Here is an 18,150-nt window from a genome sequence, read left to right as displayed (position 1 = left end):
CATAAACCGGGCAGAAGGTCACACAGGCCCCATACACCACTCCCGTGGACGTGAACAGCGTAAGGCCCCATCGCCCTAGCGGCAGTTCCTAACATCTCGGTGTCTTCGGTACTGCTGGAGTGAATCGGCAGTAGACCTCTGTGCTGATGGTCATGGTTGCTCGTCGGTTGCTCGTATGCCACGGAACGCAGCAGCACGATGCGACAGAACGTGGCATCGGAATCGGCGGAGTCGCGGATGAACCGGTACAGGGCGACAGCAAGAGTGCCTGTCCGGTGTGCATGGAGCGGCTTTTAATCCGTCGGTTCTGGGTTCGAGTCCCAGGCGGCCCACCACGTCTGACCAGCGCAGACGCGCTCAGCGAGATGCGTTGAGGATCATGCCTGGGGCCGGGATGGGGCCATCCTGGGGCCGGAGCTTCGGGCGTCGGACGGTGCGGCGGCCGCGGCATGCTCTCACCACTTGGGTCCCGCGGCCACGTCAGGGGCGCACGCGCATCCGGCCGTTGTTCGGCGCCGGACGCGGCGGCGTGTTCAGTTGGCCTTTCGGCTCAGACGGTTCGGAGCGGGGAGCAGATGCTCTGATCAAGCTGCGGCACGGCGGCCCACGGGACTTGCGGCGGCGCTTCGCCGTTTGCGGCCGCGGGCACCTGTTGGCCCACGGCCCGGCCGAACCGCGGATCCTCACAGCCGCACCGCCGGTACACCCCACCGGCACTCCTCGTAGTCCTCATACGGCCATGGTGCACCTGTGCGTGCCGAAAGCCTCGTCCACGTCATGCGACCTGGGAGTATTCGTGAAGGATGCCGCTGAGACGGTCACGCCCGCCGACCTTGAGTTGATCTAGGATCGCGGGCTCAGGGAGCTTGGTGAGCGGACTGGCCTGTCGGAGCGTGCGATGCGGCCTGTGCCGATTGTGATGATCTTCGTACTCGGCCAGGACAAGCCGCAGGTGCGCCTGATTCCACACCAGGGTCCGGTCGAGGATCTCCCGGCGGCAGACACCGATCCACCGCTCCGTGCTCACGTTCGTGCGAGGCGCCCGCGCCGGGCTCCTGATGATCCTTATGCCGGCGCTCTGGAACACCGCGTCAAAAGCCTCACCGGCAGACCGCAGAACACACTCAACCTCAGAAAGGAAGATCCTCGATGGACACTTTGATCGGCTTCCGACCTGCCCCGGTGGGAATATAGGATTCAAGGCCCATGCGGTATTCCTGAATGTTCACACCGGGGACCGTGGCGATGGTTAGCATCCAGCTCTGCTCACCTTGCCGCGCGTACCCGACCGGCGGTGGGGCGATTCTGGCCAAGGCGTTGCTACTGCACAACAGCCGGGTTGAGGGTTCCTCGCTCGCGAGAGGGCGAAAAGGCAAGGGGGAGAACCCGGTTAGTGCGTTCTGAAGAGCCGACGCTGGTGGTGCCACTGCGGAGAACTTGGATTCTGTTCCGATAATGGCCTCATGGACGGTGCAGTGCAGGAGGAACCGGCCAAGGGTTTCGCCGGTGTTTCGCCACACGTCTGATGCGGACTCCCTGTAGAAGACCTCATGTTCTTCCAGGTCTGGATCGATGGCCCAGTAGTAAGTTTTTTCGTTCTCGACCCAGAAGACGATCATCCCGTCATCGGATCTCTTCAGGTCGGTCAGCGCTACTGGGTAGTCCGCGAACGTGACGCTCATCCCTGTAGATGCCACCGCCTTGTGCCAGTCGACTATTTCGCGAGGAATTTCCCAAGCTCTCGGAAAAATGACATCACCGCCGTTGCTGGCCGGGCCGTACCAGCGTTCTAGGAAGCGTTGGACGCTGTCGTGCCGGGGTTTTAGTAGCTCTTCCACACTGGAATTATACGGCACTGAGAGTGCCCGGGTGTTGAGAGGGTCCGAGGCTTTTAAAGGAACAATGTGATCCACAAGAAAAGGGCCTCGCCAAATTTCTGGGCGAGGCCCTTTTGGACGTATTGACGGCGACATTGATGGGAACGTCAGCGGGCGGGTTCTGCGTCTGGCTGGCCGTCGGGGTTCTTGGTGGCTCGGAGCGAGTTGCCGAGGGTGTCGACGGCTTGGCGCTGGAGGCGGAGTCAGAGGTGAGCGTAGACGGTGGCGGTGACGCCGATGTGGGCGTGACCGAGAAGTTCTCTGATCACGATGAGTTCAACACCCTGCTCGAGGGCAGGGTCGCAGCGGTGTGCCTGAGATCGTGAAACCGGGTGCGGCGGAGCCAGGCCCGGTCGAGGAGTCGGCCGAGGCGGCGGGTGAGGTTGGCCGGGTCGAAGGGACAACCGACAGGTTTGGTGAAGACCAGGCCGAACGCAGCAGCGCGACGCGGCATGATCCGGCATCGGAAACGGCGGAGTCGCGCGACGTGCTGCTGAGCACCGCCGCACACCTCCTGCCTGTCGCATCAAGCCGCTTGAAGATTCCGAAGACATTGGCCGTGGAGTTCGGCTGGTCGTGGTGGAGTGCAGTGCGTTCGCGCCCGCTCGCACCCTGCGCCGGCTGTGCTGGTGAGCCCGAATCGCTGTCCGAGTGTGGTCAGCTCTTTGTCTTGGCCGGTGTTTGGCGCTCTTGGGTGCAGGCGTGAGCAGGGGCTATGTGATCCCCCTGGTCGATCAAGTAGATCCTCCAGTGATCTACGTCACTTGAGGGTCCCGCTCCATGATCTTCCCAGGTGATCATTGTCGGGTTACTTTTAGCCCGGTTTATTCACCTGTTGCCCGGACGGGGTTTCCATGGTCTTTAGGGTATTGCCGTCGGTAGTAGCGAGGATTTTTGTAATTCCCGTTTCACTGACCGTGGCGGCTGCCGTGCTGGCCGTGGTTCCGGGTGCCGCTCGACCGGCAGCGGCCGAGCCGGCCCGTGACTCCAGTTCCGAAGAGGGCGCGTTGCGCGCTGCGCGTGAGTCGGGGAACCCGGTTGAGATCTCCGGTCTGCGCACTACCACCCGGCAGGTTTTCGCCCAGCCCTCGGGCGTGCTGCGCATGGAGCAGAGCCTGCGGCCACGCTGGGTGCGGCAGGGGGATTCCTGGGTGGGTGTGGATGCCACGCTGCGGTGGCGAGCTGATGGCACGGTCGGGCCGGTCGCCTCGGTGCTGGGTGTGCGCTTTTCCGGGGGTGGGGATGAGCGGCCACTGGCGGAGGTCTCCGATGGTGGGCAGTCGTTGGCCTTTAGTTGGCCCGGCTCGCTGCCCGGGCCCCGCCTCAACGGTGACACCGCCACCTACCCTGAGGTGTTGCCTGGAGTGGATCTCCAGGTCCGCGCCGACATTGAGGGTTTTGTGTGGGCGTTGGTGGTGAAGACGCCGCAGGCCGCCCAGAATCCAGAGTTGCGGCGCATTACCTTGGGCACGTCCGGCCGGGGCATGTCTGTGCGGGAGAACCCGCGCGGCGGGGTGGACGTCGTCGATGCCTCCGGCGGCCTGGTCCTGAATGCCGCTACCCCGATCATGTGGGATTCCTCCGACACCGCGGCACCGGGCACCCCTGAGCGGCTAAGGGCATCGGGCGAGGTCACTCCCAATCTTGAGGGGCCGGCGGTGGGCGCGCGGCGCAAGGCCATCGAGGTGGACGTGGGGGTCGATGAGCTGTCGGTGATTCCCGACCAGGAGATGCTGGAGGATCCCGCTACCACGTTCCCGGTGGTGATCGACCCGCCGTTCACGGTCGGCCGGGTGGCCTGGGCCAAGGTTTCCAGTGGCTACCCCGCCCAGGAGTATCCGAACGGAGGTATCGACGGCCCGTACGGTGAGACCGGGCACGCTGGGGACGCCAGCCAGAAGTGGCGGACCTTCTACCGGTTCAACATCTATCCCACCCTGCACGGCAAGCAGATCCTCAGCTCCTACTTCCACATTTACGTCTCGCACTCGTGGTCGTGCCAGGACCGTGAGGTGCAGGCGTGGCGGACGGGCGGATTCTCTTCCGGCACGAACTGGAGCAACCAGCCCGCCTGGCAGGACCACCTGTCCAGCGTGAACACCGCCAAGGGTTACAGCTCTTCCGAGTGCCCGGCGGGCAGTATCAAGTTCAATGTCAAGGACGCTGTGTCCGACGCTGCGGCGGGCAGGTGGTCCACTCTGACACTCGGGATCAAGGCCGAAGACGAGACCGACAACTACGCCTGGAAGAAGTTCAAGAGCACCTACGACCTGACCAAGGTCGTCACTGAGTACAACTCCGTCCCCAAGCAGCCGGCCCTGTCGGACATGCGCACCGTTCCTGGCGGCTGGTGTTCCGGCGGCTCCTTGGACAAGCCGATTCTGATCAACAAGACCAACCCAGTGGTCTACGCCCGGTTGTTCGACGCTGATAACACCGTCAAGGGCCTGTTCGAGATCCGCGAGTACGACCCGGCCGTCGCCGACCCGCTGCGCGCCAGCTGGACCTCGCCGCCGATCTCCACCAACCGTGAGCACCAGTGGCAGCTGCCCACCGGCAGCCTTGTCGACGGCAAGCTGTACCGGCTCAACGTCAAGGCGATCGACGAACACGGCGCCGCCAGTGCGTTCAGCCTGCATTGCTGGATCAAGATAGACACCACCGACCCCGAGCGGCCGCCCAGCGTCACCTCCACCGACTATCCCTCGATCGAGGAGCTGCCTGAAGGCAGTGAAGGCGCCGGGCATCCGGGCCGATTCGTTCTGTCCGCCAACGGCGATACCGATGTGACCGCTTTCCGCTACGGGCTGGACGACCCCTATTGCTCTCAGGGGCCGGTCAACGCGAGCGCCCCGGGAGGAACCCAGACGGTCCTGGCGACCCCGCGTGCCGTCGGGCCCCGCGTGATGTACGCGTCGAGCGTGGACGCGGCAGGCAACTGGAGCAAAAAGTGCGTGGCAGCCTACACGTTCGAGGTGAAGAGCGGCGCCGCGCCGGTATCGCACTTCAAATTCGACGAGAACACGGGCACGTCGGCTCAGGACGCCAAGCCCACCGGCCTTACCGCCACACTGGCCGGCGGGGCGAGCTGGAAGCCCGGGCGGGTCGACGGTGCCGTGTCGCTCAACGGCACCACCGCCTACGCAGCCACCGGCGGCCCTGTGGTCGACACGTCCAAGGCGTTCACGATCAGCGCCTGGGTCCAGCTGACCAAAAAGGACGCCAACTATACGGCGCTGTCCCAGGCAGGTGGCGTCAACAGCGGTTTCCAGTTGTACTACTCCTCCAGCTACGACCGGTGGATCTTCAACCGGCACGGTACGGATAGCCAGAGTCCGGCGATCACCCGGGCGATCGGGTCACGCACCCCCGACCTCAACGCCTGGACGCATCTCCTGGGCGTCTACGATCCCGGCGACAAGCAGATACGGCTGTATGTCAACGGCAGGTTGGAGGGCTGGGCGGCCTTCACCACCCCCTGGAACGCCACCGGGGGCCTGCAGATAGGGCGCCTGAAATACAACGGGGCGTTCAGCGAGAATTTCGCCGGCCAGGTGGACAACGCACGGATCTGGCAACGGGTCGTCGTCGAACCCACGCTCGAGCCGGAGGCGTACTTCCAGCTCGATGAGGAGAACGGCACGCCGCCAGAGGACCTTATCTACGAGGGGCGAACCCTCACCCTCGGGGCCGGCGCGATCCAGGCCGATAACGCCAAATACGGACGCGGCCTCACACTGAACGGCACCGCCAACGCCTACGCCACCACACCGACCGAGGCGGTGCGCACGGATCAGGCGTTCTCCGTGAGCACCTGGGTCAAGCTGACCAACAGGAACGTCAACATGTCCCTGCTGAGCCAGGCCGGGACTCGGGCGAGTGGTTTCCAGCTCTACTACTCCAAGACATACGACCGGTGGATCTTCAACCGGCACGTCTCGGACACCGACGACACCCAGATCGTCCGCGCGATCTCGACAACGGTTCCGACCACGGACTGGACGCACCTGCTCGCCGTGTACGACCCGGTGGCCAAGCAGATCCGGCTCTATGTCGATGGCCGCCTGGAGGCGTCCGTCGCGTTCACCACTCCGTGGCATGCCAGTGGGCAGCTCCAGGTCGGCCGTAGCAAGTGGAACGGCGCGTGGCAGGAGAATCTGAACGGCTGGATCGACGAGGTCAAGGTCTGGGATTACGCCCTCGACGACGACCCGTATCGGGAGACAGGGCCGCCCACTCGGACACAGGACCCCGCCGATCCGCAGAGCAAGTCAGAGATCTGGAAAGAAGCGAATCTGCCCGTACAGCTCACCGGGCACTGGAAGCTCAATCCGCCCGAGAGCGGGTCCGGAGACGGAACCACGCCGTCCGAACACGGCCCACCGTTGACCCTGCAGAGCGGAGCTCAGCTCCTCGCAGACGACCAGGTCTTTTGGACCGCAGACGGCATGGGCTTCCTGAACTTGGATGGCGTCGATGATCAGGCTGTTGGGCCGGCGGGCCTGCTGCGCACCGATCGCAGTTTCTCCGTGGCGGCCTGGGTCCGGGTGACGAACGTTCCTGAGAGCTGGCCGGGCACGAAGCCCGGCGCCACCGTCATCAGCCAGGACGGCGCTGTCAACAGTGGCTTCAAGCTTTATGCCGCGCGCTACAACACCACGGATGTCTGTGATCCGGAGGAGACCGAGTGTTTCCGATGGGCGTTTAGCGCGAACAGCACCGACGACAGTGCAGTGAAGGTGTACCGGGCCCAGTCAGAGGACGTCGTGCAGTACGAGCCGACACATCTGGTCGGTGTCTATGACATGAGCGATCGGCAAATGCGGCTCTATGTGAACGGTCAGCTCGTGCGATCCGCGCAGGTTCCCTACACCACCGCCTGGGCGGCGATGCAGCAGTTCCGGATCGGCACCGGAAAGTACAAGAGCAGCTTCGCCAACGACTTCTTCCCCGGCCAGGTGGACGAAGTGAGTCTCTACGCAGGTGTGCTCACCCGGGAGGACGTGCTCCAGGTCATGTCAGCCGCCTACCCGATCGACATGGTCCATTAGCGGCCGCCGGCCCGGGCATCGCTGGTGCCCGGGCCGGCTTACCTCGCTGTCTCGGTACGCCCTAGGTGGAGGTCGTTGATGCGCTTGTCGGGTTCGGGTCGCGTGATCCGCCGTCTGTCTCTGATCATGGCCGGTGCCGTCGCCGCCCCGCTTCTGCTGGCGATGCCGGTCAAGGCCGAGCCGGGCGGGCCCCCGGAGGTCAAGCAGCAGCGCACCGTCAAGGGCGAGAACCGCCCGCTGGGCACAGTGAAGAAACCGCCCCGCGAGCAGACCAACCCCGAGCCACCACCCCCGACGTCCTGGCCTCGCGCTGGAGCCGCCGAGGTGAGCACACCCACCGGCGACGGCGAGCGGGTGCGCGCCGGATCGCTGCCCGTATGGGTGGGCGAGCCACAACGTGGGACCGGTGCCCGTTCCGTGCCGGCCGCTATGCCACCCCGCAAGGTCCGGGTCGAGTTGCTCGACCAGGCCGCCGCACGACGCGCCAAGGTGCGCGGGCTGCTGCTGAAGGTATCCCGTGAGGACGGGGCGGCGCAGGCCGGCTGGTCCCGCATTGAGGTGGACTACTCCTCGTTCCGTTACGCCTACGGTGGTGACTACGCCTCCCGGCTGCGGCTGGAACGGCTGCCGGACTGCGCGGCCACGACCCCCGACAGGCCCGAATGCCTGCGTGGTACTCCCATCCCCACCGCCAATGACGTGACCAAGGGACGGCTCAGCGCCGACATTGAGGTCACTGGTCCTACATCGGCGTCCGGCGCGTTGTTCGCGGTCGCCGCCGCGGCGGGCAGTGGGTCGGGTGACTACAAGGCGACCCCGCTGGCCTCGTCGGCGCAGTGGCAGGTCAGCGCGCAGACCGGTGACTTCGGCTGGTCGTACCCGTTGCGGGTGCCGCCGGTGCCCGGTGGTCCGTCACCAGATCTGACGATCACCTACTCCTCGGGCGGCGTGGACGGCCGTACCTCGGCGACCAACAACCAGACCTCCTGGGTGGGCGAGGGGTTCGACTTCTGGCAGGGCTACATCGAGCGCAAGTACAAGGCGTGCCTGGAGGACACCGAGGGTGGTAGCCCCAAGACCGGCGACCTGTGCTGGAGTCACGACAACGCCACCATGGTGCTCAACGGCACCGCCACCGAACTCGTCCGCGACGAGGACGGGCGCGGCTGGCACCCTCGGACCGACGACGGCTCCAAGATCGAGAAGCTGACCGGCGCCGTCAACGGCGACGACAACGGTGAGCACTGGAAGCTGACCTCCCCGGACGGTACCCAGTACTTCTTCGGCCTTAACCGGCTGCCGAACTGGACCACGGACAAGGAGGAGACCGACTCCACCTGGCGGGTGCCGGTCTTCGGTAACGACTCCGGCGAACCCTGCCACGACAGCGGGAGCTTCGCCGGTTCCTGGTGCCAGCAGGGCTGGCGGTGGAACCTCGACATGGTCGTCGACCCGCGCGGCCGGGCGATGACCTACTACTACGCCAAGGAGACCAACCACTACGGCCTGAACATGAAGGCCGACGTGGAAGGCACCCCCTACCACCGGGGCGGCTACCTCAAGCGCATCGACTACGGGCAGCACAAGGATGCCGTCTACAGCACCCCCGCCCCGGCCCAGGTGATCTTCGCCGTGGGTGAGCGTTGCGAGCCCGATGACACGGTGACCTGCGCCGAGTCACAGTTCACCGAGCCGAACGCCGGACGCTGGAGGGACGTGCCGTTCGACCAGTACTGCGCGTCAGGACAGGAGTGCGAAAAACGTCACTCACCGACGTTCTGGTCCCGCAAGCGGCTGACGAAGGTCACCACCCAGATCCGGCGGCCGGCCGCCGACTACTGCGCCACCGCCTACTGCCCGGTCGACTCCTGGACGCTGAACCAGTCGTACCCGCCCTCGGGAGACCTGTCCCGGTCGGCACTGTGGCTGAACTCCATCCAGCACACCGGGAACCACCGGGGCGCCAGCGCCACGCTTCCCGAAGTGACGTTCACCGGCGTGCAACTGGCCAACCGGGTCTTCAACCCCGACCCCGAAGACGGCGCGGTCCCGCTCTACAAGCGGCGGATGCAGTCGATCATCTCCGAGTCGGGCGGCGAGATCCGGATCAACTACAAGCCGACCGAGTGCAGCCGCCCCGGCAACATCCCTTCCCAGGTCGACAGCAACACCATGCGGTGTTTTCCCCAGCACTGGGCGCCCGATGACGAACCGGACCGGCTCGACTGGTTCCACAAGTACGTCGTCCAGCAGGTGGTGCAAAACGACCTGGCCGCCGCCACGGCCCCAATGATCACTGACTACGAGTACGACGAGTCGACCGGCCCGTTCTGGCACTACGACGACGATGACGGCATCACCCCGCCCAAGCGCAAGACCTGGTCGCAGTACCACGGCTACCGCAAGGTCACCGTCCGCACCGGCGCGACCACCGGCACTCGCTCCCGCGAGGAGTCGGTCTACTTCACCGGGATGGACGGCGACAAACAGTCCGGCGCCGACGCCCCGCCACGCGATGTGAAGCTCACCTCCAGCGAGGACCACGAGTACTCCGACCACTGGCGATGGCAGGGCCAGCCGTTCGAGAGCACCGTCTACAACGGCTCACAGGTGGTCTCCAAGACCATCAACGAGCCCTGGCTGTCAGCGCACACCGCACGCCGCGTCATGCCCTGGGGCACCTCGACCGCGTACCTGGCCAACACCAAGCAGGTCAACACCTACGTCGCACTCGACGGCGTCCGAGGCTGGCGCAAGGGCGCGGTGGTCCGAGAGTTCAACCCCGACGGCCAGGTCAAGCAGGTCACCGACCACGGCCAACTCGGCGTGAGCGACGACGAGACCTGCACCAAGTACACCTACGCGCCCAACGCCGACGCCCACATGCTCACCTACGCCAGCCGTATCGAGACCAACGCCACCACCTGTGACGTGACGCCGGCGCTCCCCGGTGACTTCATCTCACACGCCAAGGTCTTCTACGACGACCCCGCCGCAGCGCACGGGACTCCGCCGACCAAGGGCGACGTCGTCAAGGTGCAAGAGGTCACCGACTTCAGCGGAACGACTCCGACCTGGACGACGATCTCGACCAAGGAGTACGACGGCTACGGCCGCGAGACCAAGGTCACCAACGCCGACAGCAAGTCCACCACCACCGAGTACACCGACACAGGCGGCCTGACCACCTCGGCGAAGACCACCGACCCCAAGGGCTTTGAATCCACCACGAACGTCGATCCCTCGTGGGGTGTGCCGCAGGCCGAGGTCGATACCAACGGCCAGCGCGCCGACCTCGTTTACGACCCGCTCGGACGGGTCTCGAAGGTGTGGCTGCCCGGCCAGTCCATGAACGGCGAGCCGTTCAACAGTGAGTTCGTCTACGACATCCGCAAGAACGGCCCGTCCGCGGTGACCACCAGGACCCGCCGCAACGACGGCAGCTACTCGGTCAGCTACGAGCTCTACGACGGCCATCTGCGGTCCCGGCAGACTCAGCTTCCGGCCCCTGGGGGTGGGCGGGTCCTCGCCGACACCGTGTATGACTCCCGCGGCATGGTCGTCCGCAAGAACGCCAACTACATCGACACCGAGCCTCCCTCCACCACCCTGTTCACTCCGAACGGGGACGCCGTCCCGGCCGCGAGCGAGTTCGTCTACGACGGCGCGGGCCGGGTCACCACCGAGAAGCTGCTGGCCCGCGACAACCTCAGCTCAAGCCGTATCACCGAGTACGGCGGCGATCGCGTGCGCGTCACCCCACCGGACGGCGAGACGCCCACCATGACGGTCACCGACATCGGCGGCCGCACCACCGAACTGCACCAGTTCGACGGCACCACCCCAACCGGGACCGCCGCCGCAGTCACTAAGTACGCCTACGACAAGCGCGGCGAGCTGGAGACGGTCACCGACCCCACAGGGCAGAACGTCTGGCGGACCGAGTACAACCACCGCGGCCTGCCCTGGAAGGTGCACGACCCGGACAAGGGCGTCAGCGAGCTCACCTACGACGTCCTCGGCCAGATCTCCACCAGCAAGGACGCCGAAGAGCGCGTCCTGGCTTACACCTACGACGAGGTGGGCCGCAAGACGACCATGCGTTCGGGGTCGACCTCGGGCACGGTGCTCGCCGACTGGACCTACGACACCGTCCTGCTGCCGGACCTGATAACGAAGGCCAAGGGCTATCCGGCGTCCTCGACCCGCTACCAGGACGGGGTCGCCTACAAGACCACCATCGCCGGCTATGACGAGAATTACCGGCCCACCAAGACGACCGTGAGCATCCCGACCAAGGACGGTCTCACCAAGTACTCCACCGGGACGGGCACCCTCGCCGGCAACCACCTGTTCAGCACGACCTACAACTTCGACGGCACCGTCGCCAGCCAGGCCATGCCGGTCGCCGGCGATCTCGCCCGCGAGGTCATGGTCTCCACCTATGACAACTACGGCCTGCCGGTGCGCACGCAGGGCGCCAGCACTTACGTCACCGATTCGATCTACTCCAAGACCGGCCAGCTCATGCAGCTGCACCTGTCCACCGGTGGCCCGAAGACGTTCCGCACCTTCGAGTACGACGACTCCACCGACCGCCTCACCCGCGCCTACACCACCCGCGACGTCCAGTCCGGTGTACGTCTCAACGACGCCCGCTATGACTACGACGACGCGGGCAATATCACCTCGATCGCCGATACCCCCACCGACGGCACGGCGGCCGATGCCCAGTGCTTCGACTACGACTTCCTGCGCAGGTTGACGACCGCCTGGACCGCCAAGACCGACTGCTCCACCGCCCCCACCGAGGCCAACACCGGTACCACCATCGGCGGGCCGGCCCCGTACTGGCACTCCTACGGCTACGACAGCACCGGCAACCGCAGGACCGAGACCCTGCACGGCCTGGGCGGTGCGGCCACCACCACCCGCACCTACTCCGTCCCCGATCCAGGTGCCGCAAAGCCCCACTCGCTGACCTCGGTCCGCACCCAGACCCCACCCGCCAATGGGCAACCCGGCATCGACAAGCTCGACGATTACACCTACGACCAGACCGGCAGCACCAAGACCCGCACGGTCAACGGCACCACCCAGACCATGCACTGGAACGCCGAAGGCCGGCTGGAGAAGGTCACCGAAGGCGCCGCTGAGAAGGCGTCCTTCGTCTACGACGCCGACGGTAACCGGCTGCTCCGCAAGGACGCCGAAGGCACCACCCTCTTCCTGGGCGGCCAGGAACTGAAGCTGTCCGCCGCCAACGGCCAGGTCAAGGGCACCCGCTACATCACCCACGGCGGCGGCGTGGTGGCGGCCAAGGACGCCACCGGCGTCAAATGGCTGACCTCCGACCACCAGGGCACCGCCGAGATGTCCATCCAGGCCACTGCAGGAGCCGGCCAGGGCGTGCAACGCCGCTACCAGACCCCGTTCGGCAACCCTCGCGGCGGCCAGCCCACCAGCCTCGTCGCCGACCTCGGCTTCGTCGGTGGCACCCTGGACAAAGCCACCGGCCTGACCCACCTGGGCGCGCGCGAGTACGACCCCGCCATCGGCCGGTTCATCTCCGTCGACCCCATCCTCGACGTGGGCGACCCCCAGCAGATGCATGGCTACTCCTACGCCAACAACAGCCCCGTCACCTACAGCGACCCCGACGGCCTGTCACCCTGCATCACCCCCCTGGAAAAAGCGGCATGCGAAGACTGGAAGAACAGCCGGGATAACGGAGGCGACTCGGGCGGCGGTAGCGACTCGCACGGCGGTGGCGGTTCGGGCGGACCTCCGCCGCCGCTCAACCCTCAGGAACAGCAGGACCTCGCCAACGCCAAGGTCGTCAAGAAGAAGTCCCTCACCCAGGTCATCCTGGAGACCGGCGGCGCGGCCCTGCTGGACGTGATTGGCGTGAGCGACGTCTACAACTGCGTCAAGGGCGGCATCGGCGCCTGCATCTCGGCCGTTCTCGGAGCCGTGCCCGTCTGGAAAGCCGGGAAGTTCGTCAAGGCCGCCTACCGGGCGGTCAAGGGTGTCATGTCCTGGATGGGACAGGTCAAGTGGGCCGATAACGTCATCAAGGCCGCCGGAGACAAAATCGCCCGAGCGCGCGCTGCGGCCGCCAACGCGAGTAAGAAGGCCGACGACCTACCGGACGCCGCCGGTAAGAAACAACCCTCCAAACCCGACGGCGGTGGAGCCAGCTGCCCGATCAATAACAGCTTCACACCCGACACCGAAGTCTTGATGGCTGATAGATCCACCAAACCCATTAAAGACGTCAAGGTCGGCGACAAGGTGCTGACCGCTGACCCCGGCACAGGAAAGACCGCTGAACGTGAGGTCGTCGCGACCATCGTCGGCGACGGCCAAAAGAATCTCGTCCAGATCACTGTCACTGTCCAAACCAAGGCGGACGCTGGGGCTGCTAAGGACCGCGGCGTTAAGACGGGCAAGGTCATCGCCACCGACGGCCACCCCTTCTGGGTTCAGGACCTGCGCACCTGGGTCGACGCGGCAGACCTGCAGCCCGGCATGTGGCTGCGCACCTCCACCGGCACCTACGTCCAGGTTAAAGCCGTTACAGCTTGGACGCAGAAATCCCGCGTCCATAACCTCACGGTCACTGCCGAGCATACGTACCATGTTTTGGCCGGTGCCGAACCGGTTCTGGTCCACAATTGTGGCGTCGCGCTCTATAAAAGGGCTCTTCAACTCAAGGGCCTGCTGGCCGAGAAAAAGTCGACGGTTGCGGTCGCGAGGGTCAGGAAAAGATCTGACCACAGCGTCACCGATACGTGGGTTGCGAACAGTGGTCCGGCGGGAATTCCTGATGACTGGCGAGGGAACATGCCGACCGGAACGGAAAGGCTGGTTCTGGGAAATGGGCACGCCGAAACTACGATCATGAATGCCCTAGGCAATGACTGGGAACTTGTAGGTATGGCGTCCTCGACACGCATGTGCTTCAGATGTTTCACGCGTGCGAGACGTATGGGGCTACAGACGACTCGCATCGGATATAACGCGGACGACCTGCCCCCGGGGTACACTCCGTTCCGTGTGCTAGTGCGAAGGGAGTAGTCAACTACTGGGAGTACGTCTATGAGCACTGTCCCTATATTTGGCTCCGAAAGTGTGATGGTGTACTGCGGGGCTCTCCGTCTGAAGCGAATGCTTCCCGTTCTTGAGGTTGCCGCGACCCCATTTTTGGAGGAGATAGAAGAAATCATTGACGCTCGCGGTGAAGGTCGTGCGTCGAATATTGACGGATGCATCGATTCAATCTCTTCCTGGATGGATCGGATTGGAATTGTGCAGGATATCGATGCGCCCGAGTGGTTTCAGGACGGGGCCGCTGAAATCGCCCTCGCATCGGCGGGAGTGGGTGATGTTGAAAGCAGGGCGCGCCTGATCCAGCATGCAACGGGCAATTTCTGGAATGCATGTGACGACATCGTCCATCGAATAGATGGGTATCGCTCGCCGGAATTTACTGGCTTGAAGACCACGCTCCGGGGAGTGGAGGATATCTGGCAGTCGGTAGATTTGAAGGTCATCCGTGAACTGAGGGACTCACGAGAAGCCTTTCGTCGGCAAGTCGCATCGATAGGGCGAAGGAGTGCTCAGCGGTCTGCGATCGCGGGGGTCATTGCTCGTTGTGCTGGATGGGAGCCGAGAACTTCGACCTAAGCTGCTTATTCTCCGACCGGGGGTGCCCTATTGGCGCCCAAGGTTGCTCGGTGGTTGCTCGTATGCCATGTAACGCAACGGCACGACGCGGCATGATGGACACCCGCCGCTGCCTGCTCCGGGCGGCAGCAGCAGGAGCATGAACCGGCTAAGCGCGGTGGTCTTCTCTCTGACATGCGACGACGTTCGGTCGCGATCCACGATCAGCATCGGTCCGCTTTGCGGGCGTTTGCTCTGATGAACCCGGTTGCGGAACCATTCGGATCGCTGGCGGGCCCACTCGGAGCCGGCAGTGGTGATCTTTAGCGTTCAAAGGCCGGCGTGGACAGAGATGTGGGCGCGCGGCCAGTAGGGGTCTGCTGATCGGGTGCCTATGAAGTGTCCAGGCTCACTCCTGAATGAACCGGCAGATCAGCGACCGAGCCAATACTCGACCGGCGCACGTCAGCAACCGAGACTGAATCTCCGCATCCCACAGGTTCATGCCGTAGGCCCTGGGTGGGAGGCCGGCCAGGACCGACTTGCGGTCATCCACCCTGTCGCGTGTGGAAGAGGGGAGGCGAATCTCCGCAGGCCACCACCCAGGGTGCACAAGCGACACAGGCCGAGTCGTAAGGAGCGGTTCGTAGCGGTCACGTCCACGCAACCGTTCGTAGCCACCGACCATGGGGGTTCAAATCGGAGGGGGGATCGCAACCGACCGCACATGCCCTCGACCTATCGACACTGTTACCAATTCGCCGGCATGTGTAGCGCAGTTTGCTCTCGGGGCACTCGCTAACCGGGCTACTCGCCGCGGTGTATGGGTGATTGGTTGGCCGTGCCTTGACGCTCGGGGTCGAGTCGGGCGTTCATGTCGTGCGCCCTGGACGGTAGGCCGACCGGGACCGGCGCGTGGTTACCCCCGACCACGTGTGGAGGGGGAGGCGGATCTCAAGTGAGGCCACCGTCCAGGGCGCCTCAAGCTACATGATCGGAGATCTTGGTGGACGCTACGTCGGATCCTGCCTATCCGGTGCCACGGCGCAGGACGGCCCTGGATCGGGCGTCGTCGTGAAGATCGCGCTGCTGAGCTGCGTCACCAAGCCGCGCGGTGGCGTCGTCCACGCTGGCGCTCTCGCCGGCCACTACCGGGCCGTCGTCACCATCGTCAGCATTCTTCTGTGGACCAAGCAAGATCCACAAACAGCGCCAGAAGAACCTCGTCCAGATCACCGTCACCCTCCCGGCAACGTCGAACGCCGACTCCGCCAAGGACGCCGGTGACAAGACGGGCACGGTCATAGCCACCGACGGCCACCCCTTCTGGGTCCAGGACCTGCGCGCCTGGGTCGACGCCGCAGACCTGCAGCCCGGCATGTGGCTACGCACCTCCGCAGGCACCTACGTCCAGATCAAAGCCGTCACCGCCTGGACCCAGACCTCCCGAGTCCACAACCTCACCGTCACCCAAGACCACACCTACTATGTGCTGGCTGGGGTCACGCCGGTCCTCGTTCACAACTGCAATCCGCTTGATGAGATAGCGGACGAATTGGCAGACAGCAAGATTACGACCGGCCAGGTCGTTGACGATGCTGGAAATAGAGTTGGCGCTCCCGTATCAAGCGGCGAAAATGCTTCATTCCCTCAAGTGAGGGACGCTATCAGGGATTCTGGCCTGCCTCACGACCCTGCGGGTGGTTTCGCGGCGGCCTCACATGTAGAAACCAAGATTGCGATGGCGATGCGAAGTAATAATATTCAGAGGGCGACGGTTGTGATCAACAACCCTGTTTGTTCTGGCCCCTTTTCGTGCATGACCGGAGTGTCTGCAATTCTACCGAGGGGGTCTAGTCTGACAGCTGTGTGGCGCACTGAAGAAGGCTGGCATGGCGTAACCATGCTCGGCGGCGGTTAATCTCGAGTGTGGTATCCGGCCAGCCTTTCCTTTGGGGTAAGATCCCCCACGGGAGAGGCCGGTCTGATTCGTGGATCTTCCCGTGTCGCGCCTCCCTCTCCTCAAGCGCTGGAGGATGTTGATGATTCTGACTGTTTTTGTTGGCGACGCAACGTACCACGCGCCATCAGGGGATGTTATTAGGCGCCTGATTGATGAGTTGGCGAGCGGGGGATCTGGTCGAGACTCGGGAGTGGTTGGACAATCAGAGGGTGGCATTTTCGCCACTTTTGTCCTTTTGATGCCGCACAGAGACCCGATGGAATCGGATCGGTATTTCGACAGTTACCTTCAAGTCTCGGTAAACTCGCTCACGGGATATGGTGCCTTGAGGTGGCTGGTTCCCGAGGGCTCTGAAGTTCGGATGGATCAGGAGATTGCGAGAAGTGTCTGGATCTCCAAAAATACGGAACCGCCGGTTTCGGATCCGAAAGTTGTTGCTGACCTCAGTGATGGGAGGCTGTTCGAGCCTCGCAGTACACTGCCAGTCTCTGACATCCGTGCGGCCGTCGAGGAGTTTTGTGAACTGAGGAGCGGGCAGCGGCCTGCGGCAGTTTGCTGGGATCGGGATGCCTCTGACGAGTACCGCTTTATGCAGGCAGATGCGACCCCTCCCTACTGTGAGGATCCATGGTGCAGAATCTCGGGTACGCGGCACCCATTTCACTAATGGAGGCGTCCACGATCTGACCCTCAGGAGATGTCCGCAAACGCGGGCAAACCTCAATTTCTAGAGTCGTACGGGCGGTAGGGCTGAACTGGCAGCGCCAGGATTCTTGGATTTCTTGGGCGTGAGGGGCTTCGAGTGGGTAGGTAGTGTCGCGTGTTGGAAGTTGTTTTACGTTTGGGTGGGCGGGACAATGATGCATGGTCTATGTGGCTGCGCCGTTGGTGTTGTCGCGCGTCAGACTTAGTGGCGCAGGGGTTAGTTGGGACTCCTGAGCCTGGAAGAGAGACGCATCGTGAGTCGCCCCCCACAGTTCCCCGTCGAGGACAAGCTGCGGATCGTGTTGTCCGTGCTCGCGGGTGAGATGACGATCGCCGAGGCCGCTCGGCGGAACAAGACCTCTGAGACCTCGATCGGTAAGTGGAAGGCCCAGTTCCTGGAGGCCGGCAAGCAGGGCCTGGCCGCGGGGGGCTCCTCACGGCCGTCCGGCCGCGAGGAGCAGCTGGAGGCCGAGATCGCCGAGTTGCACGCCGCGCTGGGTGAGGCGCATGTGCAGCTGCGGGTGTGGAAGAAGTCGGCCGAGGGTCGCCTGGCCCCTTCGCGGACCTCGAGGTGATCCGCCAAGACGCGGCGATGCCGGTCTCGAGGTTCTGCCAGCTCACCGGCATCCCGCGCCGCACCTACACACGCAAGCTCGCCGGGATGCGCTCCGGCCCGGTCGGCAAGGGGCCGTGGCCGGCGCCGGTCGTCGATGCGATCGAGCCGGTGGTGGCCAAGTACGCCGCGGACTGGCCGGCTTGGGGGCATCGGAAGATCCACTGGCTGATGGCCGCCGACGGGATCGCGGCCTCGGCGTCGTCGGTGGAGCGGGCGATGCGCCGCCGCGATCTGCTGCAGCCGATCGACTACCAAGGTGAACGCCGCGAG

At 64.5% G+C, this 18,150-nt stretch carries 11 protein-coding genes; 9 read left to right on the top strand and 2 right to left on the bottom strand.

Translation table 11 applies throughout. The features are described from left to right. Window positions 1-775: 775 nt before the first annotated feature. Window positions 776-1,087: an integrase core domain-containing protein gene (locus tag HKK74_RS42095; protein WP_187248319.1), complete on the bottom strand. Its 312-nt coding sequence runs from the start codon at window positions 1,085-1,087 to the stop codon at window positions 776-778. A gap of 43 nt (window positions 1,088-1,130) precedes the next feature. Continuing rightward, window positions 1,131-1,838 carry a hypothetical protein gene (locus HKK74_RS38185; RefSeq protein WP_187248318.1) on the bottom strand — a complete coding sequence of 236 codons (708 nt, stop codon included), beginning with the start codon at window positions 1,836-1,838 and terminating at the stop codon, window positions 1,131-1,133. A 137-nt stretch (window positions 1,839-1,975) separates the two neighbouring features. On the opposite strand from HKK74_RS38185, the gene HKK74_RS38180 reads away from it, so the two are divergent. The 9 genes from HKK74_RS38180 to HKK74_RS38140 form a co-directional block, all read left to right on the top strand. Continuing rightward, entirely contained in the window at window positions 1,976-2,203 is a 228-nt protein-coding gene (locus tag HKK74_RS38180; protein ID WP_187248317.1) for a hypothetical protein, read from the top strand. After that, window positions 2,188-2,583 carry a hypothetical protein gene (locus tag HKK74_RS38175; RefSeq protein WP_187248316.1) on the top strand — a complete coding sequence of 132 codons (396 nt, stop codon included), beginning with the start codon at window positions 2,188-2,190 and terminating at the stop codon, window positions 2,581-2,583. Before HKK74_RS38180 ends, HKK74_RS38175 begins: the two co-directional genes overlap by 16 nt. A gap of 397 nt (window positions 2,584-2,980) precedes the next feature. Beyond that, window positions 2,981-6,928, top strand: a complete 3,948-nt coding sequence (locus HKK74_RS38170; RefSeq protein ID WP_246492412.1) for a LamG-like jellyroll fold domain-containing protein — start codon at window positions 2,981-2,983, stop codon at window positions 6,926-6,928. Window positions 6,929-7,030: 102 nt separating this feature from the next. Beyond that, on the top strand, window positions 7,031-14,008 hold the full coding sequence (locus tag HKK74_RS38165) for an RHS repeat-associated core domain-containing protein (protein WP_187248314.1): 6,978 nt from the start codon (window positions 7,031-7,033) through the stop codon (window positions 14,006-14,008). Between the two features lie 21 nt (window positions 14,009-14,029). Then, complete coding sequence (locus HKK74_RS38160) at window positions 14,030-14,617, top strand: hypothetical protein (protein ID WP_187248313.1); 588 nt, start codon at window positions 14,030-14,032, stop codon at window positions 14,615-14,617. A 1,093-nt stretch (window positions 14,618-15,710) separates the two neighbouring features. Further along, on the top strand, window positions 15,711-16,517 hold the full coding sequence (locus HKK74_RS38155) for a DddA-like double-stranded DNA deaminase toxin (protein WP_187248312.1): 807 nt from the start codon (window positions 15,711-15,713) through the stop codon (window positions 16,515-16,517). Window positions 16,518-16,632: 115 nt separating this feature from the next. Next, window positions 16,633-17,226, top strand: a complete 594-nt coding sequence (locus HKK74_RS42090) for an Imm1 family immunity protein (RefSeq protein WP_376771591.1) — start codon at window positions 16,633-16,635, stop codon at window positions 17,224-17,226. 292 nt (window positions 17,227-17,518) lie between these two features. Then, window positions 17,519-17,839 carry a transposase gene (locus tag HKK74_RS38145; RefSeq protein ID WP_187248310.1) on the top strand — a complete coding sequence of 107 codons (321 nt, stop codon included), beginning with the start codon at window positions 17,519-17,521 and terminating at the stop codon, window positions 17,837-17,839. Next, window positions 17,836-18,150: hypothetical protein (locus tag HKK74_RS38140; RefSeq protein WP_222723247.1), on the top strand; the 315-nt coding region annotated here is incomplete at its 3' end. The genes HKK74_RS38145 and HKK74_RS38140, both read left to right, overlap by 4 nt.

Source organism: Actinomadura alba, assembly GCF_014323705.1.
Lineage (GTDB): Bacteria > Actinomycetota > Actinomycetes > Streptosporangiales > Streptosporangiaceae > Actinomadura_C > Actinomadura_C alba.
Note: the sequence above shows the minus strand (reverse complement) of the source record. Positions and strands in the feature narration are given on the sequence as shown.

Excerpts from the sequence above, each read along its gene's own strand:
- HKK74_RS38180 (WP_187248317.1), top strand. The coding sequence starts at position 1,976 with ATGGGAACGTCAGCGGGCGGGTTCTGCGTCTGGCTGGCCGTCGGGGTT.
- HKK74_RS38170 (WP_246492412.1), top strand. The coding sequence starts at position 2,981 with ATGGAGCAGAGCCTGCGGCCACGCTGGGTGCGGCAGGGGGATTCCTGG.
- HKK74_RS42090 (WP_376771591.1), top strand. The coding sequence starts at position 16,633 with ATGTTGATGATTCTGACTGTTTTTGTTGGCGACGCAACGTACCACGCG.
- HKK74_RS38160 (WP_187248313.1), top strand. The coding sequence starts at position 14,030 with ATGAGCACTGTCCCTATATTTGGCTCCGAAAGTGTGATGGTGTACTGC.